Raw genomic sequence first — 24488 nt, forward strand, 5'->3', positions numbered from 1 at the left:
CTTCAATGGATGGAATTTGAATATATTACATTTTATGAACTTCTATAGACAATCTTTCTTACTAATTGAGAAGAATCCTTTTTTTCTTTTTATATTGTTAGATTCTTTTCATATTAGCCTACCAACATATTTCAGCGGAGCTCTATTTTTCGTTTACCCTTTTACAGTTTTGGTGATCTTCTATTTTTAGACTGCTGCTCATACGCATATCCCATATTGAAGAGTTCCTTTTCACCAAATTGCTTCCCAACAAACACTGCACCTACTGGCTCTCCATTGTTATCATATCCTGCTGGCACCGCTAATTCTGGATAGCCAGCTACAGCTGATAGAAGAACTTCTTCGTTGTTAATCATAACTAAAGCATCCAAACCTTTTTCTACTAAATATCTATCTAGCTCTTTTCTTGCATTTTCTTGACTCGATCGCACTATTTTTTCAAACTCATCTTTCGTTATAGCAGATTTTTCAGATCCCTCGATTAATGTTTGTCCATACTTTATTCGTCTATTACTATCCTTTTTATTAAACGCTATAATCTCTTCTAACGATTTTACCGGTACATTTTTTTGCTGTGCAAGATAATCGTTAACATTATGTTTGAACTCATATTCTAATGTTTGCAGATTATCTACTCCCCCATCGTTTAACTGAATATCATCAGTCAAGATCGCACCTGCATCTTGAAGGTCTTTTCTAATCTTTTCTGCTACTTCTTTTCTATTCTCATCTTGTCGATCTATTGAAAAAAGAACTCCTACTTTTTTCCCTATCAATCCGTCTATTGCTAAGTCCTTCGTATAATCAATGCTTTCTTTATCTTTCATTTTTTCTGTCATAGCATCTTTTTCATCATAACTTACCATTATATTAAATAACGTTGCTGCATCCTTTACCGTTCTTGCCATCGGTCCTGCTATATCAAGTGTTTCAGCTAACGGAATAATGCCAGATCTACTCACCATACCTAGTGATGGACGTAACCCAACTACTGATTGCTGCGTCGCGGGTGCTACAATTGACCCAGTCGTTTCCGTCCCGATTGCAAGTGGTGCAAAATCTGCCGCAACTACTGTAGCAGATCCAGAACTTGATCCCGATGTATCAAACGTAATCGGACCGTATGGATTCAAATTTTGTCCTTTTTTCCCGCTATATCCGCTAGGCATTGTAAAGGATAAATAATTTGCCCACTCAGACATATTCGCTTTCCCTAAAACAAACGCACCTTCTTCTTTCAACTTCTTCACGATTGTCGCATCTTCATCTGCAATCCAATCTTTTAACACACACGTGCCCGCACTTGTCGGCATCACCTTTTCTGTTTGTACATTATCTTTTACGATAACCGGCATGCCGTATAAGTTCGACTTCTTATTTGAAGACCTTTCTTTATCTAACTTTCGCGCTTCTTCCATTGCATTTGGATTAATCTCTGTAACAGCATTTAATGATATTCCATTTTGGTCATGTTCTTGTATTCTAAAAAGATAAATACTCGTTAATTCTTCATATGATAATTTTCCATCATCAATCATTTTTTGAAGCTCGTTCATAGTCGCATTTACAACCTCTTTTTCTTTTATCTTCACATTATCTATGTTAATCCCTTTCAACTGATTATGTATCGGTTTTAACACTCTATCTTTATCATATACGATACGCTCAGGTTCCTTTGGAAAATAATTTTTATACACGTAATATCCTCCGGCACATGTCAATAGGACGATACCCCCAGCAATTGACAGCGTTATCTTTATCCACTTTTTCATGCTGTTTCCTCCGCTCTAAAAGTTGCTCAATTGTATTGAAAAAGAGAGTTATCCTTATAACCCTCTCTTATTAAAATGCTAAATGAAAAAATGAAGAATTTCAATTTAATTCATTCTTTTTTGCATTTGCTTCGCTAATAATTCCTTCACCTGATTATATGTTAACCCTGAATTTTTATTTAAACGTTTTACTTCCTCAACATCAGTACCTACTACTGTATATTTTTTCTCATCATTCATTTTTCCACTTCCCTTTCTACTGCATTATTTCTAATATTTTTCCCCTAAACTCTTATAAATTAATACAAATAAGGAAACTGTACGAAATTCAATAGCCAAAAGAGATTCAGTTACATAAGAGGAAAAGATAAAAAATGTCGAATTTATATACTTGTTGTATTTAAGGACTTGGAGGTTACATTTTGAAAACATATAAGTTTAAACATAACATTCCAACATTAGAAGAGTACAAATATTTGTGTGATTCTGTTGGATGGACCAATTATATGAATTTTGAAGTAGCGGATACTTCACTGAAGAATTCTATTCACTGCATCACAGTGAAAGATAATGAACAAATAATTGGCATGGGGCGAATTGTTGGTGATGGATCTATCTATTTCTATATTCAAGATATAGTAGTTCATCCGGATTATCAGAAACATGGTATCGGGAAAGAAATCATGAATCGTTTAGTTACATACTTACACGAAAATGCCCCAGATAAGGCGTTTGTCGGTTTGTTTGCATCAGAAGGTAAAGAATCGTTCTATGAGAAATTTGATTTTAAGGATTACTCACCAAACATGACGGGGATGTTTACTGTCATTACAAAACAATAAACATAACAGATTTTTAATTGTAAGGAAAAACTTCGATTCATATGAAGGAAATCGTTCTTGCAGTAAGAGTTTAACATTGCATACGAAAGGAGAGTACATATATGGCTAATATGTACTCTCCTTTTATTTAACTTTTTACATATTAAATTTCTTAATAAAATTTCACTACATCTTCAGTAGGTAAGAAAGTTCTTTCTCCTGGTTGTTCATTTGGCTCACCAAACGGCATTTGTCCTACTAAGCTCCACTCTGCTGGAATGTTCCAAGTTTCTTTCACTTCAGCATCTACGATTGGATTGTAGTGTTGCAGGGATGCACCAATTCCTTCAGCCGATAATAACATCCATACAGTATGTTGTAACATTGCATTTCCTTGATGAGACCAGAATGGGAACTGATCTTTATATAATGGTGCATTTTCTTGCATTTTTTCTACTGTTGCTTGATCTTCAAAGAATAACACAGTCCCAACACCTGCATGGAAACCTTTTAATCTTTCTACAGTCGCTTCAAAGTTTTCTGCTGGTACTCGGGCTCTTAGTGTTTCTTTAACAATATCCCAAAACTTTTCATGTTCTCCATCCATTAATAGAACCATACGACCACTTTGCATATTGAAAGATGTTGGTGCGTGTAAAGCTGTTTTTAAAACTTCTTCAATTCTTTCTTTCGTAATTGCATCGTTTTTTGTTACTTTACGAATAGAACGACGGTTCACGATTGCTTCTTTTAAATTTGTTGTAGTTGCTGACATTTTAATTCCTCCAAATATTTGTTTTATAATTTATTTTGTTATTTCATAACAAGCGAATTAGCAATATCCATCTGTATTACATTGCATACCTTCAAATGAATTTGTTTTATCCTTTTTAATTTCTTTATCGATGACTCTTTGTAGCGTTTCTTTACTAGCAAGCCCTTGAATGACTTCATCTCCAATCATGACAGTTGGAACAGCCATAATATTTGCTTCATCATATGCATGCTGAATTGCTTCTTGATGCTTTTCTTTATATTTACGAGTTACTAAAGCATCTTTAAATTCAGCTTCAGGAAGACCTACTTCTACCGCTAATTTTGTTAAAACATCAATATCTTCAATGTTTTGCTCTTCTTGGAAAAATGCGGTGAATACGCGGTGATGATACTCATTTCCTAGTCCACGTTCTTTCGCAAATTGACATCCTTCGAAAGCTAAATGTGTATATGGATGCGGTGAAACACGCGGCAAACGCATATCGATTCCTAACTTCTTCGCAGTTGGAAGAATAAAAGCATCCCATGAGCCTAATTTTTCTGGCTCATTCCATGGATCTATTTTTGAATATGGACTTGGACGTAATTCAAATGGCATCCATTCAATTTCTACATCTTTCTCTTTCGCTACTTCATCTAATGGACCTTTTGCTAAAAAACAAAATGGACATATAAAATCTGAGTATACTTTCATTTTTACAGTCATACTTTTACACCTTACCTTTATAGTTGTAATCAAATCAGTTACATTAATAATAAAAAAATATAAATATGATTTAAGCATTCATTTTTTTTTGCAAAGTTTCAAACAAATGCCCCATCGTAATATTTCTCAAAATTTCTTCCATCGCGGATTGCGCTTGTATTAATATAACTTCTAACACCGCTTGAATATTTGCTCCAATTGGACAATCTGGATTTGGTTGCTCGTGAATATGAAATAGTTTGTCTTCTTCGACTACATTTACTGCATGGTATACATCTAACAATGTGATTTCATGTAAATCCTTTAATAATCCCGCACCACCTGGACCGCGATTTACATATACAAAACCAGCTTGTTTCAAGTACGACATCATTTTACGAATGACTACTGGATTTGTGTTTACACTTTCAGCTATATAGTCTGAAGTACAAAGTGAAGATGGATTGTTTTTCAAAATAGATAAAATATGAACAGCTATAGAAAAGCGGCTACTAATTTTCATCGTGATCACCACCTCGATGTAATCATTATAGTTACAACAAAAAGATAAGTCAATCCTTTTCATAGATTTTTTATAAGCAAATTAAAAAGTGTCCCATTATGATATATGAGACACCTCTTTTTATTCTGCAAATAGCGCTTGAAATTCTTCAATAAATAGCTGCACAGCGATTGAGGAATCCTTTAATGAAGGAACAGCTAAAGCAATTTCTCTCCATACTTGTGGTTCCAATTCTTTCGTTTGCACATTCTGTGGTAAATTCGTTAAAGATAATTCGGCTAATATTGCAATACCTAACCCTTCTTGAATCATATTTAAAGCTGTAGTAACGGTCGATATTACATACTCAGCCCGAAGTGGTACGTTGGCTTGTTTAAACATATCAATAATGGGTGGTTCGTATCCACCCTTACATAATATGATCGGTTCATTCTCTAAATCGCTAATTGCAATAGAGTCCTTCTTACAATGAGGATGATCATCTCTTAAGATAGCAACCATTTTCCCCTTCGTTAATGGGACAATCTCCATCTCTTTATTAGGCAAAATGACAATTCCTATATCAACAACCCTCGATACTAACCAATCTTCAACTTCTTTAATCGTTCCTTCACAAAGAACGACTTCTAAGTTCGGATACTTCTCCTTAAAAAGGTTTATCATTTTGGGTAAGAAATGTGCAGAAGCACTCGGAAAACTCCCAATTCGAATCGTCCCAACTTCGTGTCCTTTCTCCATCGCAACTTCTTGTTCAATCTTCTCTACACCGTTCAAAATCTCTCTAATATGCACAAGAATTCTGTTTCCTACATCCGTAACGATTAGCCCTTTTCGTTTATCACGTATAAGAATCGTAACTCCTAACTCTGACTCAATACTTGAAATCGCATGACTTACAGCTGGCTGCGTCATATTTAACACCCGAGCAGCCTTCGTAAAACTACCTAACTCAACAGTTTTTATTAATACTTGCAGTTGTGTAATGGTCATAACTAATCACTTATACTCCTTATAAAAAAGATTCATTTTATTTATTACAGTCGATATCATATCATAGTGAAATGAATAACAACAAGGAGGTCTTACCGTGACACAGCTTTCTCGAACTAAGACGGCCATAATCCTTACCTTTCTCGTTTTCATGTGGGGAATCAATTGGCCTTTATCTAAGTTTGCCCTGCATTATACACCACCCGTTTTATTTGCAGGCGTTCGAACTTTAATTGGAGGATTCATTTTACTTCTTTTCGCATTACCGAAATACAAAGAGTTACACTTAAAAGAAACTTGGCATTTATACGTTATTTCTTCTTTACTTAACATCATTATATTTTACGGATTACAAACTGTCGGCCTTCAATATATGCCTGCTGGGCTATTTTCCGCCATCGTATTTCTACAACCAGTTTTACTCGGCATTTTCTCATGGATTTGGCTTGAAGAATCTATGTACGGTTTAAAAATTTTCGGGCTTGTTCTTGGATTTATTGGCGTAGGTGTGATTAGCTCTAGTAGTTTAACTGGACATATTTCTATTATCGGAATCCTTCTCGCGATAGGATGCGCGATTGGCTGGGCACTAGGTACAGTATTTATTAAGAAGACTGGTCACCGCGTTAATTCCATTTGGATGGTAACACTGCAGCTTATTATTGGCGGACTTTGCTTAATTGGATTCGGATCAGAGTTTGAAAGCTGGTCTAGTATCGCTTGGAGTATACCGTTTGTTAGTGTACTACTCTTTATTTCATTCTTTGTTATTGCAATGGGATGGCTTGCATACTTCACTCTTGTTGGAGCCGGTGAAGCAAGTAAAGTTGGGGCTTATACATTCCTCATTCCACTAATCGCTATTATTGTAAGTTCAATTTTCTTACATGAGGCCATTACTATTAGCTTATTCATCGGACTATTATTTATTGTTGTGAGTATTTGTTTCGTAAATATAAAGCCGAAAACACTTACTGTAAGGCAGCAGGTTGAAGTGAAATAAAAATGAAAAAGAGCCTGCTGTTTGTAGGCTCTTTCTTATATCTTACCTTTTACGACGTACTACAAAAACACACGCACCTACCGACGATACAATCGCCAAAATAGATAAAACAATCGCTATCAATTGCAGATTACTAGTACCTTCATTCTTTTCTACATTAGACACTTCACCATGTTCCCCTGTTAATGACGTACCTTTTGCAATTGTAGTAAGTGAATGTGGTTTTTCAGCTTTTTCATCGCCTGTCCATTCAACAATTTCTCCGTCTTTATATTGTTGATATGCATCCCAAGCTATTTTTTGTTCTTTATCCGGATTTTTAGCGACGAAAGTAAATCGCTGGAACTGACCGGGTAAAATCCCTTCTCCTGTTGCTTCCCATACTACAGTTTTAACTTTTCCAGCATTATCTTTCTGCTCTTCCACTTTCCATCCTGGCACGGGTTCATACTGTTGAAACTCCACTCCAGACGGTATTTTCAGTGTAACTTTTGTCGTTGCTACATTCTTTTCAACCGGTACTTTTATCGTGTAAGTCTCCCAAGAATTAACGTCCGAAGTCGCTGGCTTCACAGTGACGTGCGCACTAACTGGTAACGAAAAAATGCCCATTGCAATAATTGTTGCGATCATTGTTGTGCCAATTTTTTTTATACGTTTCATTTTCTATTAACTCCTTTTTATTTATACCTTCTCTTTATCTGCCGCCTACTATAAATTTATAATCCGTATCAAAACTATCAAGAGATTTTGTTAATCCGTGCACTTGTATATTCCAGTTTCCTGTCATGTTAATATACATACCTTCCGCTTCATATTCTCCTGGTGACACGGCCGAAACTTTAAATGAACCTTTTCCCATATTCATATCTAATGATTGCGTGGTTAAAATAATTTGCTCCATATCAGTAACAGGTTGTCCGTTCTCATCCTTTAAAGTAATATGGAATGTATTTTGTCCTACTTTATTAGGTCTTACATGTAAAGTAAGTTCATATCCATTATCTAATTGCTTACTCTCTGTAAAAGGTCCAGTTGGAGGCATCGGTGGTGTTTGTACGTTTGTCATAAAAGCTACGATGACGAAAATGATAATTCCAATGATAAACTCTACTTTCACCGTAGCGCCTAATCCTTGCTCCGCTCTCATTTTCCCTTTCACATAGTGAACAATTCCCAATATCCCCATGAAAATGAATAAAAGTATCTTTGCTAATAAAGCTAATCCATACTTCGTATCAAATAACGAGTGGATAGTTGGAATAAAGAATGTACTGTTAAAAAGACCTGTTATTAAAATCACGATGACAGCACCTGTTGCCCACGGCGAAAAACGCTTAATCATATCCCAATACATACTCCACTTGTCATCCTCTTTACGTAAAAGAAGAATAATGGATGATAGACCACCAATCCATAATGATGCTGCAAATAAATGCAGAAAATCCATAACGACAGCAATCTCTTTAAACTTTAAACCATATGCATGACTATTAAATGCTTTCATAACAAGGATCCCAATAAACAATACTATCGGAATGCTCCATACTTTAAACGACGACAGCTTCTCACGCTTCATCGCAAAATAAGTAACAATTATAAGCGAACTATTAAGAACCATTTGAGTAATCCATACATATCCAAAAACAGAAAGCTGTAATGTTTCTTTTAATAGTAATGGATCGAATGCTTCTAACCATGAAACATCAGCATTTATTTTCGCTTGCAATGGCAGATTGAATAATAAGCTAATCAATATACCCAATAATGAGATCCATATTATCTTCTTACTCCTTGATCGAACCGAGGTTGCATTCCCTTTATACATAATAAGATTAAAGAATAGCACTCCTATAAATAGTGAGAAACTTGTATATAGTACTCCACGTTCCATAATCATATCTATTTGCGGGACATATCCCATCTCTTCTACTTGTACGTCGTCTGCTCCCGCTTCTGCTGCCCCAATGCGGAACGGAATAACTCCTTGAATGGGATGCCCATCAGCAGAAATCACTTTCCACTGAATAGAGTAGAGACCGTTTTTCAAATTTTCTTTTAACCCTGCTTCTAATAACTTTTTGTTTTTCTTATCAATATGAGCATCTTTTAAATCTACTCTTGTACCTGAGGTATCTCTTACAAACAATGTATTAAAATTCGAAACTTGTATATCCTCATCGAATTCAATTTTCACTACAGATGGTGCTTTCTTCAACGTTTCATTTTCAGCAGGGTTTGATTTCACAACGTACGCATGAGCAGATGCACTTTTTGGTATCAATATGATAAGTACACACGCAATTAATAGCCATGCCCCTAATCTTCTCATTACTTTCACAATCATTTCACTTCTTTCTTCCTCATCACTATCTTTTCATTCCTTAAACTTCCCAAGTTTCATTCTCCGACGAAATATTAACCTGATTAAATATAAATTTCTATACAGTGTAACTTTTTATTTCTATCTCACCTCTTAACTTCCAATACAATAGTAACTTCCTTCATAGTTATAACTTACATTTTTAAAGTAGGTTTTTATTATATCATAAAATATATTTATGTAAGTTCCTAAAGAAGAAAAGTTATCGTGAATCATTTGTGAAGAAAGTGTGAAATACATAAAGTAAAACTTTTATCAGTGGGTGTTTTTGTTCCCCACTAATTATTAGCCCACGCCAGTCAGACCTTTATGGACGGTAATCCCCCACCTAACTCTCTCATATTCGCAGACTTTTGAGGTGGTAGTCTTATCACCCGCAAATAGCCGAAGAAACAAAAAAAGGCATTACGTTATTACGCAACACCTTTTCTTAATACAATTCTTTTACTTCTCTTCCAGATAATCACCATAATCAATGCTCATTCCTTTTGTATCTGCTGGATTAAGATAAAATAAGCTTCTATCATGCTTATTAATGGGAAGTGTATGCTCTAATGTTCGAATACCTTGTTCTTTAAACATTTTATGTTTCTGCATATCCTATCCCTATTTTTAAATTTCAATTTCTTTTTTAGGATTAACGCTAATTATTTCCAATAAATCTTTTACCCTTTTATCATATGTATGTTCAATTAGTGTTCTTCTAAATCCTTCCATCGCAATTTTATTTCTTTGTGTTGGATTTGCCAAATACCTTTCTGCTTTCTCTATAAAATCAACCGATGAAGTAAATGTCTCAATTTGCACCCCTGGAATATAGCACTTTTCCAAATCTGAACGAATATCCGTCATTTGAAAAGCACCTGTACTAGCTATTTCGAATGTACGATTATTAATGGAACAAGCATTTATTTTTACTCTATTTATATTAAATGTTACATCCTCTATCGATCGATGTATATTCATGTTAATTTTACTTTTTTTATAATATTCCATACTATTTTTATAAACCAAAAATGGTAAAAGTATAATCTTATCCTTCAATAATTCATAGTTTTTTAGTCTATCCCAATTACATCCTATAATTAAGGTGTTTTTAGTCACTAAATACTCTGCAATTGAATCAATAAACGCTAGCCGATTATCAAAAGCAGTCCCTATGAAACTAATATCAAATAAATAATCCTCTTCCGTACGTATCGGCGTATATTCAGGAGGTTCTGCCGCTAAAGGCAAGTAATAAACATTATCGCAACCTAAATCTTTATAAAAATCAATACATCCTGTATCTTGTGTAAAAACATAATCATAATCAAGCACTAAATTTTTTGTCACATCTGTAAAGTAAGGATCATCTGTAAGCCAGAGTGCAGTCGTAAAATTATATTGTTTTAACTCTTGAATTCCCTTACTTATTCCTTCTTCAAAACCATGGAATACAATAATGAGTGAGGGCTGTATCTTTAAAGCTGTTTTCACCAAATTTTTGTATGTTACCATTGTTACATTACCAATTGCTTTTTTCAAACTATTAAATATTGATTCCTCTAACACCGGAAAATATACAGAAGCACCAGATTTAACAAATAATACGTTAAAATTTTCAGCACTATATGAAATCGTCACAAATAGCCACGCTCCAATACATGTAATTAACTATTTATATTATATTGTATTACCTAAAAATATATAGTTGGCTACAAATTAGTCTCCCCTGTAACATATTGCCGTGGAAGAGGAGCATAATCAGCTCATTCTACATCTTTATATAAGATATGACTTTCTTATAAAATGTATAACTTTTTTGTCACCTCACACAAATACATAAATAAAAAGGAGTTACATTATAATGTAACTCCTTTGCTTAAGGTTGAACTTTATTTCTCTTCCGGATAATCACAATACTCAATGATTGTTCCCTCTGTATCCGCTGGGTTAAGATATATTAATCTTCTGCCGTGTTTATTAATTCGAAGTGTATGCTCTAACGTTCGAATACCTTGTTCTTTTAACTCTTCTAAAGCTACATCTAAATCATCGACACGATATGCAACGTGATGAACACCTTTACCTTTTTGTTTAATAAAGCGTGCTATTGGAGATGTCGTATTATTCGTCGGTGCAAGTAATTCTATTCTATCTCCATCCACTTCAAGAATGGCTACTTCGCTTTCAACGCCAGGAGCTTCACTTACGTAACGATCTATTAAAGTTCCTAACAACACCTTTTCATAAAAACGTATCGTGCTATCTATAGCTCGAACTGCGATGCCGATATGATCAATTGTTTTTTTCATTTTATTTCCCCTACTACTTTATTTTCTTTCATTATTAATAGTAACAAAAAAAGTTATAGAAACAAGTTCTATAACTTTTTTATTTAACCTATTTTCTTATTCGCACTAGCTGGTTGAACTTGATTTTTTGCTTTTAAAACGCTAATGCCATATCCGATAAATCCACCGATAATCGCTGGGAAGATCCATCCTAATCCTACTTCTTGCATCGGAAGGAATTTAGTGAACACTCGGCTTACTACTTCAATGTTAACTCCAGCTGCACTTAATCCATCGAATAAGCTGATGATAAATGTTACGATTAAGCTCACTTGATAAACTTCAGCTCTTCCTTTGAATAATGAATGGAAGAATGTTAAGAAAATCAATACGATTGCTAGTGGATAAATTGCTGTTAGTACTGGAACAGAAACTGCGATTAATTGTGTTAATCCTACGTTTGCAACAATTGCACTAAATACACATAGCGTAATTGCAATCGCTTTGTAAGGAACATTTGGGAATAACTTATGGAAAAATGAAGAACATGCTGATACAAGTCCCACACTAGTTGTTAAACACGCTACTGTAATCATTAATCCTAATAATACTCCACCATATGATCCAAAATAGTAGTTAGAAACTTTCGCTAATACTTCTCCACCATTCTCTAAATGTCCAAGCTTTGCAACACTTGAAGCACCCATATAAGAAAGAGCTGTATAGATAATTGCTAAAATAGATGCTGCAATGACTGTCGCTTTTGCACAAACGATCATAATCTGTGTTTTCGTTTTTGCACCTTTTTCTTTAATTGCATTAATGATGATGATTCCAAATACGAATGATGCAAGCGTGTCCATTGTTAAGTATCCTTCTTGGAACCCTTTAAAGAATGCATGTGATGTATAAGCTTCCACTGGTGCTTGCATATCTCCAATCGGATGTATAAAAGCAACGATTACTAAAATACCAATGAAAGTTAACTTAATTGGCGTTAAGATTTTTCCAACAATATCGACAATTTTCGCAGGATTTAGCGAAAAAAAACAAGTGATGCTAAAGAATACAATTGTGAAAAGAATTAAAGGTGTAGAACCTAATCCTTCTGGCATAAATGGTTTAAGACCAATTTCATAAGAAACATTTCCTGTTCTTGGTATTGCAAATAACGGGCCAATCGCTAAGTATAAAACTGTTGTAAACACAATCCCGAACACCGGGTGAGCACGACTTGCTAATGACTGTAAATCATCTTTACCCGAAAAACCAAATGCTAGTACACCTAGTAATGGTAATCCAACACCCGTTACTAAAAATCCAGCATTAGCAATCCATACATTCTCTCCTGCCGATTGCCCTAGCATTGCCGGGAATATTAAATTTCCTGCTCCAAAAAATAGTGCAAATAACATTAATCCAATAACTACTATGAACGAAAACGGTACTTTATTCGCCATAATATAACCCCCCATTCAAATTTCCTTATCTCATTTTCCATTTTTAACTAATTGAATTTTCTGAATCTTCAGTTCAACTATCGACTATTCTTGAACTCATTATAGTTTGCTATATAATATTTTGCAATACTATTTTCAAACTTTTCATTTATTTTATAAATATACATTTTTTAACATAGAAATAGACTAAAAAACCAACATGGTCATCCATGTTGGTTTTTTATATTTACTATCAATTAAAATCTCGCCGCTACTTTTTTAACGTTCTCTAAACCTTCTTCAACAATTTGTTGTGAACGATCTGGATATTGATTGTGCCCTTCAATTACAACAGTCTCTGGATTTGTAATTCCCCAGAACCCAAGTACATTCGTTACATAATTAACTGCCATTTCCATAGGTGCCATTTGTTCTGAAGAGTAATCTGAACCACGCGCACCTAACACAACGACTTTCTTATCACCAGCTAAACCTACTGGGCCATTTGCTGTATATTTAAATGTTTTTCCAGCTTGAGATAAGTATGAAATATATGTGATTAATGGCGCTGGTACTGTGAAGTTCCATAGCGGGAACGCAAATACAACTTTATCAGCTTCTAAAAACTGATTTAAATACTGATCTACCGTTGCTACAGCCTTCTCTTCTTCTGCCGTTAACTCCATTCCTTGACTACGTTTATATCCACCTGAAATAGCGATATTTCCGTAATACGGAAGATCTAATGCAAATAAATCTAACTCCGTAATTTCTGTATTTGGGTTCGCTTCTTTATAAGCACTTACAAATGTTTCATACATTCTTGAACTAACTGCTTGCTCCGCTGGACGATCGTTTGCTTTTACAAATAATACTTTTGACATTGTTTTATTCCCCTCTACTTTTGTATTTTCTTCTTTTTTACCAAATAACGAGCTAAATAATCCCATTTTCTTCACCTAAGCTTTCTTGTCATATTCATTATTTATCATCATAAAAATTCTTATTCTAATAAAAAGTTCCAATTGATACCTTAAGTAAAGATACTCAAAACTTTTTGTTATTTAATTACCTTATGTAAGTGATTGTAATACACACCACTTACTTTAGTCAAGTAACTTTAAATAAAAAATAATATCTCGAATTAAAAATAAAAACCCAAATACAATTTAAACACCCATTGTAACTTTATTGTTTGTATAATGAATGTAGAGAGGGCAATTCATATTTAGAAAGGATTTACTCATGAGCACTATAGAAAAGATTCAAACTTTTATTATTCTTTTTGCTGTTACATGCGGCATCGTACTCGGACAATTTAATTTAATACATATGTATGCAGAGCACTTTATTGTCCCCTTCTTATTTTTCATGCTGTATGGATTATTCCTCAGCATTCCATTGAAAGAAATAAAAAATGGATTCCGTAATTTAAAATTCGCTGGAACGAGCCTTACCATTAATTTTTTATGGACACCTTTACTCGCTTGGGGATTAGGAGCACTATTTCTTTCAGATCATCCGGCACTTTGGGTTGGATTTATTATGTTAATGGTTACTCCATGTACAGATTGGTACTTAATCTTTACTGAAATAGCGAAAGGAAATGTAGCACTTTCTACTGCAATTTTGCCTGTAAATTTAATATTGCAAGTACTACTCCTTCCCATTTATTTATTTTTATTTGCTGGTGTCATGAAGACTGTAGCTGTTTCTGTTTTAGTAGAAAGTATTGTTATCGTAATCGTCTTACCATTTGTACTTGCACACGCTACAAAATTCATTATGAATAAAATGAAAAAAGCTGAAACACTCGAGAATAAACTCATTCCGTTTTTCAGCTCTGCGCAAATTGTATTTTTAAGTTTAGCGATCGTAGCGATGTTTGCATCACAAGGTAAATATTTACTACAAAATATGAATGTTGTTTTATTACTACTCATTCCTGTTCTATTGTTCTTCATCATTAATTTTGTACTGGGACAATTTATCGGACGCATAATGCGTTTATCTTATAAAGATACAGTAAGTTTAAACTTAACAACATTAGCAAGAAACTCACCTGTTGCACTCGCCATCGCTGTAACAGCTTTTCCGGACGAGCCTCTTATCGCACTTGCACTCGTTATTGGACCGTTGATTGAACTGCCAGTACTTGCTTGTGTTTCACAAGTGTTGTTACTTATTAAGAAAAAACAGTAATATACATAAAAAAACGTCCTACTTTAGGACGTTTTTTTATTGTCGAGAAATTATAGAAGTAACGATAATTATCAGCTCTAAGGATTTTATACGTTATAGAAAATTAGCTTGTCGTTACATTAACAAAACCTTTCTAATTAAACATTATAGGAAAAGTAAATATAACGAAAGCTGCCCAAAGTCCGTAGATTGGCAAATACTTCGTAACAGCATCTTGGATAGCTGTCGGTCCTGATTTGTTTTGTAGAAAACGCATATAGGAAAACATAATCCAAATGAGATTTGCCCAAATCAGTATGTTTACGCCTAAAACAGCAAGTCTATTAGGTGTAATCCCGTAAGAAGAAAGCCTAAATACGATGGCTGACAATGCGACAGTGTCAATAATAAGCGCCAGAACAATTAAGGCAAAATTTATATAATCTGAAATGCTCTTTTTCTCGTCTGAATCACTCTCAACGATAGAAAATATAGTAACAGCCAATACACCAAGGAGTATTCCGTTGAAGGCCATTAGGAAATTGCGGTCCAAGAATGGATTTTTCCCGACCCAAATTACCGTTATTAGATAGATAAACAATGTGATCAAGACAAGCGGACTAAAAATTTTAGATATGTATGGTGTAATATTTTTAGCAAGTTTAAGATTCAATGATACTAAGTATGCAGCCACTACAGCGAGAGCGGCAGCTCCAAATAAAACAACATTACTAAAATAGAACTCTCCTATATCCAAGTCAACGAAGCTAAATAATCGCATGGTGAATAATGCTAGTATCATTCCGCTCACTGCCATACTCGCGTAGAGAAGACCATATTCTAAATTAAATTTAATATACGCTAATCTTGTACTACCTTTTGAATATTCATTTCCCGTAAACGCAAGTCCCAATAAGACCCATAACAATATAGGAAGATGTAAATACGCAAGGATACTGCTGTCTTTATAATTTAATGGCAACATATTAAGATACAACCCGGCAATTAGGAACAACGCTGCAAGTAAGTAAATAATACTTTTTTTCGGAGTATTATTGTAAATAAAATAAGCAGCAATAAAGGGAATTACACCAAAAGCCAAGTTAATTGGAGCAATTGCTTCCTGCTCGACAAAGTGGAAAATGATTCTAGTGCTTAGCCCAGCTAGAATAGCTAACATGCCCATGAATAAGAAACCTTTTTGAAACAGCGATATTTTTTCTTTATTTGCCGTCTCCTTGAAATTCAATCTTTCATACCAAGCAGCTAGAAGCTGAGAATCAGGGTTTTCATCCCATGCTTGTGAGAATGACTTTTTAAAAGCTTTCGGGTCTTTTCTATACATTCTCTCCAACTCATGAGGGTTATCCATATTTTCAATAATCAAATTGTGATTGTTCATAGTTTTACCTCCTCTAATAAAAAACAGCGTTGTTAACTTTCTATAAAAAGCACCTCACTGATTTATTATGATATTGATTTTAATACACAATTTATTGTTTTACAATAAATATTTATCAATTACAAAGATTTTTTTATTGTATATTTTATTTTAAATAAAAATATATAGTACTACTTATTCAAAAAAATATCCTATAGAATAGACTTTTTTTAGTGTCTATTCTATAGGATACAGTTTAATTATCATATTTTTTTATTTGTTGAACAACTTAATTCTCAAACACAAAATTAATCTTATTATCTTTCCACTCTAACATCGCATCAAACGTTTTCTCGCCTTTTTTAAAGCCTTTAATTAAATCGGTCTTTTCACCTTTTAAAAGTTTTGTCATATTCTTTTGCGAAATTGTTTTGCTTAATATTTTCTTTGAGATTGTAAAGTCACATTGTGTCGTGTTGTAATTAGAACAACCGTAAAACGTTGACTTATCAATCACATCGCCATCACATTTTTTACAGCTACCAACCTTTTTACCTGTTGTAAATTTCGATCCTTTTCGCTCAATCGATTCAACATGTAATCCAGTAAAATCCCATTTCTCTGACATTTCCACTGCATCTTCAATAATTTTAGCTGATAGCTTTTTCGTTTGTTCCATAAATGTTGCTGGTGATGCTGTGCCTTCACCAATTTCCGCAAGGCGTTGCTCCCATTTCGCTGTCATTTCTGGTGAAGCTAGTATTTTATCACCGATTGCGGTAATTAATACTTTCCCTTTATCGGTTGCATACACTTGGTTCTTCTGCACATCTATATATTTACGGTCTTTCAGCATAGTAATAATACCTGCACGCGTTGCCTCAGTACCTAAACCTTCTGTTTTCTTTAATACTTTCTCCAGCTCTTCATTTTCTAAATACTTACCGGCCGTTTTCATTAACGTAATAAGTTGTCCTTCTGTATAACGCTTCGGCGGCTGTGTTTTTCCTTCTTTCACTTTCACCTTTACAACTTTTCCTTGTTCACCTTCTGCGACAATTGGAAGAATTGTTTCGTCATCTTTATCGTCTTGGAAAATAACTTTACGCCAACCTTCTTGAATTTGCTGTTTTCCTTTTGAAATGAATTCAGCACGTTCGTCTACAAGAGTTGTAATCGTTGTGTAGTCAAAGATTGCTACTTCATAATGCGCCGCAATCAGTCTTCTTACGATCATATCGTAAATTTTCTTTTCATCACCTGATAGTTTGCTTGGATTTGTAACTTGCTCTGTCGGTATAATTGCATAGTGATCTGTAACTTTTTTTTCATTCACATAACGCTTATTATTCATAATCGATTCAATTGGTGCTGGCAATAAACCTTTATATTCATCAAACTGACTTAACTTCTGTAAAATATCAGGGAACGTCGCTGCTTCTCCTTGTGTAACATAGTTAGAATCCGAACGCGGATAAGAAACTATCCCTTTTTGATATAGTGCTTGTGTTATATCAAGCGTCTTTTTCGGTGAAAATTTAAAAGCTTTATTAGCTGTCGCTTGCAGTGCTGATAAATTAAATAAAAACGGGGGCTGAAACTCTTTACGCTCCGTTTTCATTTCTTTTACTACAGCCGGTTTACCTTGGCAAAATGCTGCAATTTTATTTGCCATATCAGGGTCTTTTAAGCGGGATTCACTATCCTTCTCCCATTTCCCCTCATACTTCTTTCCTTCTATATTAAAGGTTGCGAACACTTCCCAAAACGGCTCAGACTTAAAGTTTTCTATTTCTTTTTCACGCTTTACAATTAATGCGAGTGTCGGTGTTTGTACACGACCAGCTGAAAATACATCGTTCATTCCTTTTTTCTTTAGCAAAATACTAAAGACGCGTGACGCATTCATACCAACGACCCAATCCGCACATGACCTTGTATACGCCTCATAGTACGTATTGATTGTATCTGCTTCATCTAATAAATTTTTAAATCCTTGATATATAGCTTGTTTCGTTAAAGATGAAATCCAAAGACGTTTCATCGGCTTTTGCACGTTACAAAGGTTTATAATGTTTCGTACGATTAATTCCCCTTCGCGACCAGCATCGCCCGCGTGAATAATTTCTGTTACCTGAGGGTTATGTAACAACTGTTTCACAACGTTAAATTGCTTATACTTTGACTTTGTTACCTCAAACTGAAAACGCTCTGGAATCATCGGTAATGTATTTAGTGACCATTTCTTCCACTCAGCGTGATAATGTTCTGGATTACATAACTGCGTCAAATGACCAATTGCCCATGTACAGTACGCTCCATTTGGAAATAACTCATTCGCTTCTACTTCTAAATATCCATCTTTCCGGCGATATTTAAATTGTGAAACAAGAGCCAAACCTTGATCTGGTTTCTCGGCAATAATTAATTTCATTTTATAACTCCCTATCTGTATTCCAGTGTTACTTTCATTGTCTATCTGTTTAGAGGCGATGATAAAAGAACAATCTTATTTATCATTCGCGGGTTACTCCCAGTAATGGGATAACTATAATATTATACGCTTATTCTTTATGGCTTCACAATAGAAACTCATTATATAACAATTTCTTTCTCATGCTCACAAATAAAAAAGATGCTCAAAAAATCAAGCACCTACTTACTTACATTTATTAAATTGTGTAGATAATATGCAGATATAAATAAGCATAAGTAATCTCCATACGAACATATGATGAAATGAATGATAGGACAGGGAGGTATCATAATGTTCGCTTACACATCGACTGCCTTAACACTTTGTTGTATCTCGATTCTTATTACATCATATATTTCTAAACGTAACGGTACCCTAATGGAGTATATGGTATTTATTATGTCTTTTAGTATGAGTATCGGTTTAAGTATAGGTTTTTATTTAGGTATTCTTTTTAAAGGAGAATTATTATATTCTACATTGCTTGCTATTTTGATTAGTGGTTGTATCGGTTTTTTAGTCGGTCTACGTTTTCACCTATTTACTGCTTTAGAAGGAATGTTCTCTGGATTAATGGCAAGTATGATGGGAGCAATGATTACAGAAATGTTAAATGCTCAACAAGCTCATAGTATACTGTTCATTAGTCTCTTACTTACGATAACAATAACTATGTCATGTATAATTCAACTTTTATCAGAAACCTTTTCTACTTTTATCGAACGGCGTTTTTTATTATTACTTTCGATCAGCGTAGTAATTGTTCTTACTGTATTCGTAACATTCCCAGATCATACCCTACCGCTCCCCTCTGAACATGAACAACCTATCCATAAACACTAGCAGCTATAATCGATAATTTTATTTTTTAACAAATGAAAATAAAAAACACTTTTGAATCGTCAGCCCCAAATGAAATGTGGTTTACGGATGCGACTTACTTATTATTTGGAGTATTTGTAGATAATAACTATAGTTTAGCTTCTGGCATGGGATCAGGATTAATAATTATACAGAAAACTAATAAATAATAGCTTTGCATTATATAATAAGAGGTCACAGAATTACAATGCTGTGACCTCTCTTTTTCAAATTAATTCATGTCGTAATCTTCACCATCAATTATTTTTCTACTTTTCTACACTTAATGAACCTTCTAAATCTACATGATTGATAGTATATTTTTTCAGTTCATAGATATTCAATTCTCTTAGTTTGATGAGGTATACAATACCCCCATCTTAAAATAAAAAATTCTTACTTAACTAATATATTGTTTTGGATCCATAGCATTGCTCTTCTGTGCATTCCATTCACCTTTATGGATTTCAAAATGTAAGTGTTGTCCTTCAGATTGTCCTGTATTCCCCATTATGTCAAGTTGTTGTCCTTGCTTCACTTTTTGACCTGCAGTAACAGAACGACTCTTTAAATGAGCGTATACAGTTATATATGTTTGTCCGTTAATATTGTGAGAAATAAACACCACATTACCGTAGCTTGTGGAATAATATGAGCGAGTGACTACACCTTTTGCGGCAACAACAACTGGCACTGTTCCTGAAGCAGCAATATCTAATCCGTGGTGCATTTGCCCACCACGTTTCTCAAATCCAGAAGTATATCTTCCTGCAGCTGGTTGAATAAAGTCATTTGTTTTAATTTCATTAGTTGTATTTACCTCTTGGGATTGTCGCTGCTCCTCTGTATCAGTCTCACTTGTTTTTGATAGAAATTTACTTGATACATAACCGTTTTTACCGTTGTAATTAATTTTCCCCCATCCATTTTGTTCAAATAGAACTTGTACTTTTATTCCTTTTGATAAAGCACCGATTACACCATGATTTGTACCAGCACCGCTTCTTACATTTAACATGCTTACGTTAACATAGTAGTCACCAACTGTTGCTCCAGTAGATGGATTACTTGTTTCAGGTTTTGATGGTGTACCCTCTTTAACGAATTTTACATATTCACTGCTCACATAACCAGTTCTGCCATTATGATTAATTTTCAACCAGCCATTTTCACCGCCAGTTACTTGCAATGTTTGTCCGTTTAATACACCACCAATTACACTATGGTAAGTAGCAGGACCTGTACGCACACGTAAAGAAGTAGCGTCTACAATGTATGTACCGTCAGTTTGAACCATAACATTATTTTGTTGTTCATTTGTTTGGTCTACATTTGCATTAGAGCCACTCTTTGAAATGTAATCTTTACTAATATAAGCAGTTTGTCCACTATAGTTAATTTTGACCCAGTCTTGAACTTCACCAGTTACTTGAACAACTTGTCCTTTATGTATAGAGCCTAAAATCGTATGGGAAGTACTTGGACCTGTACGAACACGGAGGGAGGATACATTAACTTTGTAATTCCCACTCGCTACTTAAACTTTTCCATTGTTATTGTCACTTCCATTTGAGCTATCGTCTATTACAAATTGACTGCTTACATAACCTACTTTTCCATTATGGTTAATTTTCAACCAACCGTTGTCTTCTCCAATAACTTGTAAAACTTTCCCTTCATACACGCGCCCCATTATTGCACTAGACGTATTTGGCTGTGTGCGAACACGTAATATATTAGCAGTTACAGTTTTACTACGACTCGTACTTACATTCGTCTTCGCTGATATACCATTTTTCGAAACAAATTCACCACTTACGTAGCCAATTTTTCCGTTATGATTAATTTTCAACCAACCGTTATCTTCTCCAATAACTTGTAAAACTTTCCCTTCATACACGCGCCCCATTATTGCACTAGACGTATTTGGCTGTGTGCGAACACGTAGAACATTCGTGTTTACTGTTACTGGATTTTCATACGTTACTGTATCAGTAGGTTGCTCATGTTTTTTGTCTTTTGGCACTATAGAAGTTTGCGCTTGAGCAGTACCAATAAATGTACTTCCTGTAACAGAAACTACTGCCACACTAGCTAAAATTCTTTTCATAGGTATTAAACACCTTCCCATAAATACATTTAAGTATCATCATATCTTTAGTTTATTATTTTTTATATCAAATGCTTTTCTACTCATGTTGTACTCTTCTTTTCTATCAACCTCTATTTCTAGATATTCAACGGAGGTGTTATTCCATTCTTTCGTAATGTACGAAGGCAATTAAGAAAAAAGGAATCGCAAATCCCAGTTTGTAAACTGTAATGTAAATAAACGCTTGATCTGGATTCGTTGTACCAAGCATTAATAATGCGGTCAAAATTGGACCGATGCACGGTGAGACAAATGAAAGCATCCCCGTTCCTAGTACAATCCATATCTTTTAATCTGCTGCATTCATTTTGCCTCTTTTCACAAAGCACTACACTGTGTAGTTTAAATTCTTAAAAAAAGCCACAAACACTCACCCATAAGTTAGTCGCTGTTTTCCAAAAGGTGACTTTATTTTATCTATCACATACTGTACTACTGATCAGCTAACAATTTTTGATATGTGCTGTAACGTTGTAACATTAATTTTTTCTGCACACCTTTCAGTGTGATACCTTCTGAGCACCAAATAATTTCTATTATTTTTGCTTCAAGCGGTCAAAAAAATAATTTATGCCTTATTCATTTCACTTATAGTTTTGCTTGAACATACCCGCCCTCCCTTCGCACTACGAATTGTAGTATAAAATAAAAAAAGGGTCAAATGTAAGGGGCTATTATCTATCCTTTTTGAACTACAACACATTAAATTTACCACTGTAATTTTATCAACTGATTATACAAAAAATTAGCGATTTCTTCTATTATCTACTTCCAAACCAGAAACGAATATGTTTTTTAAATCCCTAAATAACAAAAATCGCATTTTTTATCTTGTAAACTCTTATACAAGGCATTATCGCTTCCGCTGCCTAAACTTTTATAAAAATAATATGCCCAATACACAACATTACATTTAAAAACAGCTTTTTTCATGCTAAAAATCATTAAAACAGCTATCCCTAAGATAGCTGTTTTATATTATCATCAACTCCATAAATTTTATATTATTCTGGCTTATTAGGAATGTTTGGGTTTGGAACATAATCAGATTTATAATCTGTATATTTCACTTCTGTTACCATCCCGGCGGAAGCATGGTGTAAATCATGACAGTGGAACATCCAATCACCCGGATTATCTGCTACAAAGGCTACTTCATATTCTTCACCTGGTTTTAGGTTCAAAGTATCTTTCACAATTGGAGAACCTTCTATCGGTTTTCCATCTTTACTCAACACCTGGAAGAAGTGACCATGTAAATGCATCGGATGATCGTCCATTTTAGAACGATTTACCAATTTTACTTTTACTAAATCACCCTTTTTTACTGGAATCGGGTCAATGTCTGGAAATACCTTTCCGTTAATTGTATATACCATTTCATTTCCATTCATTTGCGTATTCAAGTCCATATTATATGTGGCAGTATACTGCTGATCTAACGTGAAACTACCTAGTTTTTTAGCACCATATTTCGTTATATCTAATCTTGATAATTTTTCTTTTTCATCTGCTTTATCTTTCATCTCTTTGCTGCCATCATATTCAATAACAGCTTTCATTCCTTTTGCACCTTTATTTGCTGAATGGTCTTCAACATACCATTTCCCAGGATTATTAGCAGTAAATTCAATATCATAACGTTCACCAGGTGCGATTGAAATTACTTGATCCTTTATAACTTTTGGATCGTTTATTGGTTGACCATCTGTCGCAATTACTTTTATATCATGACCGTGAACGTGTATATCATGTGATAGATAACCAGCATTAACGAGTCGAAGACGGACTTTATCCCCCTTATTCACTTTTAATGGTTCTACTAAATCCCCGCTTTTACCATTGATTGTGAATAAGTCATACATACTCATATCATGGCCTTCCATCTTCATATTTCCATGGTCCATTCCTGTCATATTACTAGAGTCTTTTTTATCACTGCCCATGTCCATACCGGAATGATCCATGCCGTTCTTATCTTCATTCTTTTTCGTATTTTCATTATCCTTACTAGATTTATTACCATCTGCTTTTTCTGTTTTTCCTTTTGTCATTTCTTTTAACTGTTTATTAATCTCTTCTTTATCTGTTACCCATTCATCTAACATTAATGTGTAATCTTTATCATATTTTTCCTTTGTATCTTCTACAATGAGCGCTCCATACAAACCTCTATCTAATTGATTTACAGAATCTTGATGTGAATGATACCAATACGTTCCTGGTACGTTCGCTTCAAACTCATAGGTGAAACTTTTTCCAGATTCAACCGCATCTTGCGTCACACCTGGAATTCCATCCATATTATTTGGGACAGGATACCCATGCCAATGAATAGATACTGGTGCAGATAGTTCATTTTTTAATGTCACTTTCACCTTTTCGCCTTTTTTCACCCGAATTTCTGGACCAGGAGATGAGCCATTAAATGTCCAGACTGGAACAATAACACCGTTACTTAATTTTTGCTTTTCTTCTTTCGCTATTAAAGTAACTTCTGGTCCTATTTCAACTTTCAATGGTTTTGTAGCCGTTTCAGTCTGTGGTGTTTTTTTATCGTTCATATTTTTATGATCGTTTGTTGTATTTGTGGTCGCAGAACATGCAGCAATTAAAGATATGACAGAGACTGTAACTGCTGTTAACACAAATCTCTTCATGGAAACCCCTCCTTTTTCTTTTTCAAAATCATTATAAAAAATGATTTTCAAGAAAATATGGAGATATGCAATGAGCTAAATAAAAAGACGCCCAAAATTGAGCGCCTC

General features: G+C 34.3%; 20 protein-coding genes and 3 pseudogenes. 4 read left to right on the top strand and 19 right to left on the bottom strand.

Annotated elements, in window-relative coordinates:
• Window positions 1-161 precede the first annotated feature (161 nt).
• Window positions 162-1772, bottom strand: a complete 1611-nt coding sequence (locus tag DT250_RS17910) for an amidase family protein (protein ID WP_149213457.1) — start codon at window positions 1770-1772, stop codon at window positions 162-164.
• A 105-nt stretch (window positions 1773-1877) separates the two neighbouring features.
• Window positions 1878-2012 (bottom strand): hypothetical protein, encoded by a 135-nt coding sequence (locus DT250_RS32310; protein ID WP_088121878.1) that lies wholly within the window; start codon window positions 2010-2012, stop codon window positions 1878-1880.
• Window positions 2013-2194: 182 nt separating this feature from the next.
• On the opposite strand from DT250_RS32310, the gene DT250_RS17915 reads away from it, so the two are divergent.
• Window positions 2195-2614, top strand: a complete 420-nt coding sequence (locus DT250_RS17915; protein ID WP_149213458.1) for a GNAT family N-acetyltransferase — start codon at window positions 2195-2197, stop codon at window positions 2612-2614.
• 151 nt (window positions 2615-2765) lie between these two features.
• Here the strand turns inward: DT250_RS17915 and DT250_RS17920 are convergent, their stop codons facing one another.
• The 4 genes from DT250_RS17920 to DT250_RS17935 form a co-directional block, all read right to left on the bottom strand.
• Entirely contained in the window at window positions 2766-3368 is a 603-nt protein-coding gene (locus DT250_RS17920; protein ID WP_088121876.1) for a nitroreductase family protein, read from the bottom strand.
• Window positions 3369-3425: 57 nt separating this feature from the next.
• Complete coding sequence (locus tag DT250_RS17925; RefSeq protein ID WP_088121875.1) at window positions 3426-4076, bottom strand: DsbA family oxidoreductase; 651 nt, start codon at window positions 4074-4076, stop codon at window positions 3426-3428.
• Between the two features lie 70 nt (window positions 4077-4146).
• The gene (locus DT250_RS17930; protein ID WP_088121874.1) at window positions 4147-4578 is read right to left on the bottom strand and encodes an Rrf2 family transcriptional regulator; all 432 of its coding nucleotides are present in this window, start codon (window positions 4576-4578) and stop codon (window positions 4147-4149) included.
• 120 nt (window positions 4579-4698) lie between these two features.
• On the bottom strand, window positions 4699-5568 hold the full coding sequence (locus DT250_RS17935) for a LysR family transcriptional regulator (protein WP_149213459.1): 870 nt from the start codon (window positions 5566-5568) through the stop codon (window positions 4699-4701).
• Between the two features lie 97 nt (window positions 5569-5665).
• On the opposite strand from DT250_RS17935, the gene DT250_RS17940 reads away from it, so the two are divergent.
• Window positions 5666-6571, top strand: coding sequence for a DMT family transporter (locus DT250_RS17940; protein WP_000192803.1), 906 nt, complete (start codon window positions 5666-5668; stop codon window positions 6569-6571).
• A 42-nt stretch (window positions 6572-6613) separates the two neighbouring features.
• On the opposite strand, the gene DT250_RS17945 is transcribed toward DT250_RS17940, so the two are convergent.
• From DT250_RS17945 to DT250_RS17975, 7 genes and pseudogenes are all read right to left on the bottom strand, one after another.
• The gene (locus DT250_RS17945) at window positions 6614-7234 is read right to left on the bottom strand and encodes a YcnI family copper-binding membrane protein (protein WP_088121871.1); all 621 of its coding nucleotides are present in this window, start codon (window positions 7232-7234) and stop codon (window positions 6614-6616) included.
• A 34-nt stretch (window positions 7235-7268) separates the two neighbouring features.
• Window positions 7269-8918 carry a copper resistance CopC/CopD family protein gene (locus tag DT250_RS17950; RefSeq protein WP_149213460.1) on the bottom strand — a complete coding sequence of 550 codons (1650 nt, stop codon included), beginning with the start codon at window positions 8916-8918 and terminating at the stop codon, window positions 7269-7271.
• A gap of 480 nt (window positions 8919-9398) precedes the next feature.
• Window positions 9399-9530 (bottom strand): annotated as a pseudogene (locus tag DT250_RS17955) (glyoxalase); the annotation flags it as partial.
• A gap of 36 nt (window positions 9531-9566) precedes the next feature.
• On the bottom strand, window positions 9567-10580 hold the full coding sequence (locus tag DT250_RS17960) for a CgeB family protein (protein WP_098856673.1): 1014 nt from the start codon (window positions 10578-10580) through the stop codon (window positions 9567-9569).
• Between the two features lie 251 nt (window positions 10581-10831).
• A complete protein-coding gene (locus tag DT250_RS17965; RefSeq protein WP_149213461.1) occupies window positions 10832-11251 on the bottom strand; it encodes a VOC family protein in 420 nt (139 codons plus the stop codon).
• Between the two features lie 83 nt (window positions 11252-11334).
• Complete coding sequence (brnQ, locus tag DT250_RS17970; protein WP_149213462.1) at window positions 11335-12690, bottom strand: branched-chain amino acid transport system II carrier protein; 1356 nt, start codon at window positions 12688-12690, stop codon at window positions 11335-11337.
• Between the two features lie 236 nt (window positions 12691-12926).
• Window positions 12927-13619, bottom strand: coding sequence for an FMN-dependent NADH-azoreductase (locus DT250_RS17975; protein WP_149213463.1), 693 nt, complete (start codon window positions 13617-13619; stop codon window positions 12927-12929).
• A 295-nt stretch (window positions 13620-13914) separates the two neighbouring features.
• Between DT250_RS17975 and DT250_RS17980 the strand changes: the two genes are divergently transcribed.
• The gene (locus tag DT250_RS17980; RefSeq protein ID WP_149213464.1) at window positions 13915-14871 is read left to right on the top strand and encodes an arsenic resistance protein; all 957 of its coding nucleotides are present in this window, start codon (window positions 13915-13917) and stop codon (window positions 14869-14871) included.
• A gap of 133 nt (window positions 14872-15004) precedes the next feature.
• Here the strand turns inward: DT250_RS17980 and DT250_RS17985 are convergent, their stop codons facing one another.
• Both DT250_RS17985 and topB read right to left on the bottom strand, forming a co-directional pair.
• Window positions 15005-16252, bottom strand: coding sequence for a DUF4153 domain-containing protein (locus tag DT250_RS17985; protein ID WP_088063035.1), 1248 nt, complete (start codon window positions 16250-16252; stop codon window positions 15005-15007).
• A gap of 268 nt (window positions 16253-16520) precedes the next feature.
• Window positions 16521-18665 (bottom strand): DNA topoisomerase III, encoded by a 2145-nt coding sequence (gene topB / locus DT250_RS17990; protein WP_088063034.1) that lies wholly within the window; start codon window positions 18663-18665, stop codon window positions 16521-16523.
• Window positions 18666-18998: 333 nt separating this feature from the next.
• Here topB and DT250_RS17995 point away from each other — a divergent pair, with 333 nt between their 5' ends.
• The gene (locus tag DT250_RS17995; protein ID WP_149213465.1) at window positions 18999-19550 is read left to right on the top strand and encodes a hypothetical protein; all 552 of its coding nucleotides are present in this window, start codon (window positions 18999-19001) and stop codon (window positions 19548-19550) included.
• A 418-nt stretch (window positions 19551-19968) separates the two neighbouring features.
• On the opposite strand, the pseudogene DT250_RS18000 reads toward DT250_RS17995, so the two are convergent.
• The 4 genes and pseudogenes from DT250_RS18000 to DT250_RS18015 form a co-directional block, all read right to left on the bottom strand.
• Window positions 19969-21678: pseudogene (locus DT250_RS18000) on the bottom strand (SH3 domain-containing protein).
• Window positions 21679-21817: 139 nt separating this feature from the next.
• Window positions 21818-21982, bottom strand: a complete 165-nt coding sequence (locus DT250_RS18005) for a sulfite exporter TauE/SafE family protein (RefSeq protein ID WP_149213466.1) — start codon at window positions 21980-21982, stop codon at window positions 21818-21820.
• A 218-nt stretch (window positions 21983-22200) separates the two neighbouring features.
• Window positions 22201-22292: pseudogene (locus DT250_RS18010) on the bottom strand (BlaI/MecI/CopY family transcriptional regulator); the annotation flags it as partial.
• Window positions 22293-22724: 432 nt separating this feature from the next.
• The gene (locus DT250_RS18015) at window positions 22725-24380 is read right to left on the bottom strand and encodes a multicopper oxidase family protein (RefSeq protein WP_149213467.1); all 1656 of its coding nucleotides are present in this window, start codon (window positions 24378-24380) and stop codon (window positions 22725-22727) included.
• Between the last annotated feature and the right edge of the window lie 108 nt (window positions 24381-24488).

Origin of the sequence: Bacillus sp. AR2-1 (assembly GCF_008368755.1) — a bacterium.
GTDB lineage: Bacteria > Bacillota > Bacilli > Bacillales > Bacillaceae_G > Bacillus_A > Bacillus_A wiedmannii.

Coding starts and splice junctions, on each gene's coding strand:
- DT250_RS17910 (WP_149213457.1), bottom strand. CDS start 1,772: ATGAAAAAGTGGATAAAGATAACGCTGTCAATTGCTGGGGGTATCGTC.
- DT250_RS32310 (WP_088121878.1), bottom strand. CDS start 2,012: ATGAATGATGAGAAAAAATATACAGTAGTAGGTACTGATGTTGAGGAA.
- DT250_RS17920 (WP_088121876.1), bottom strand. CDS start 3,368: ATGTCAGCAACTACAACAAATTTAAAAGAAGCAATCGTGAACCGTCGT.
- DT250_RS17925 (WP_088121875.1), bottom strand. CDS start 4,076: ATGACTGTAAAAATGAAAGTATACTCAGATTTTATATGTCCATTTTGT.
- DT250_RS17930 (WP_088121874.1), bottom strand. CDS start 4,578: ATGAAAATTAGTAGCCGCTTTTCTATAGCTGTTCATATTTTATCTATT.
- DT250_RS17935 (WP_149213459.1), bottom strand. CDS start 5,568: ATGACCATTACACAACTGCAAGTATTAATAAAAACTGTTGAGTTAGGT.
- DT250_RS17945 (WP_088121871.1), bottom strand. CDS start 7,234: ATGAAACGTATAAAAAAAATTGGCACAACAATGATCGCAACAATTATT.
- DT250_RS17950 (WP_149213460.1), bottom strand. CDS start 8,918: ATGATTGTGAAAGTAATGAGAAGATTAGGGGCATGGCTATTAATTGCG.
- DT250_RS17965 (WP_149213461.1), bottom strand. CDS start 11,251: ATGAAAAAAACAATTGATCATATCGGCATCGCAGTTCGAGCTATAGAT.
- brnQ (WP_149213462.1), bottom strand. CDS start 12,690: ATGGCGAATAAAGTACCGTTTTCGTTCATAGTAGTTATTGGATTAATG.
- DT250_RS17975 (WP_149213463.1), bottom strand. CDS start 13,619: ATGGGATTATTTAGCTCGTTATTTGGTAAAAAAGAAGAAAATACAAAA.
- DT250_RS17980 (WP_149213464.1), top strand. CDS start 13,915: ATGAGCACTATAGAAAAGATTCAAACTTTTATTATTCTTTTTGCTGTT.
- DT250_RS17985 (WP_088063035.1), bottom strand. CDS start 16,252: ATGAACAATCACAATTTGATTATTGAAAATATGGATAACCCTCATGAG.
- topB (WP_088063034.1), bottom strand. CDS start 18,665: ATGAAATTAATTATTGCCGAGAAACCAGATCAAGGTTTGGCTCTTGTT.
- DT250_RS17995 (WP_149213465.1), top strand. CDS start 18,999: ATGTTCGCTTACACATCGACTGCCTTAACACTTTGTTGTATCTCGATT.
- DT250_RS18005 (WP_149213466.1), bottom strand. CDS start 21,982: ATGCTTTCATTTGTCTCACCGTGCATCGGTCCAATTTTGACCGCATTA.
- DT250_RS18015 (WP_149213467.1), bottom strand. CDS start 24,380: ATGAAGAGATTTGTGTTAACAGCAGTTACAGTCTCTGTCATATCTTTA.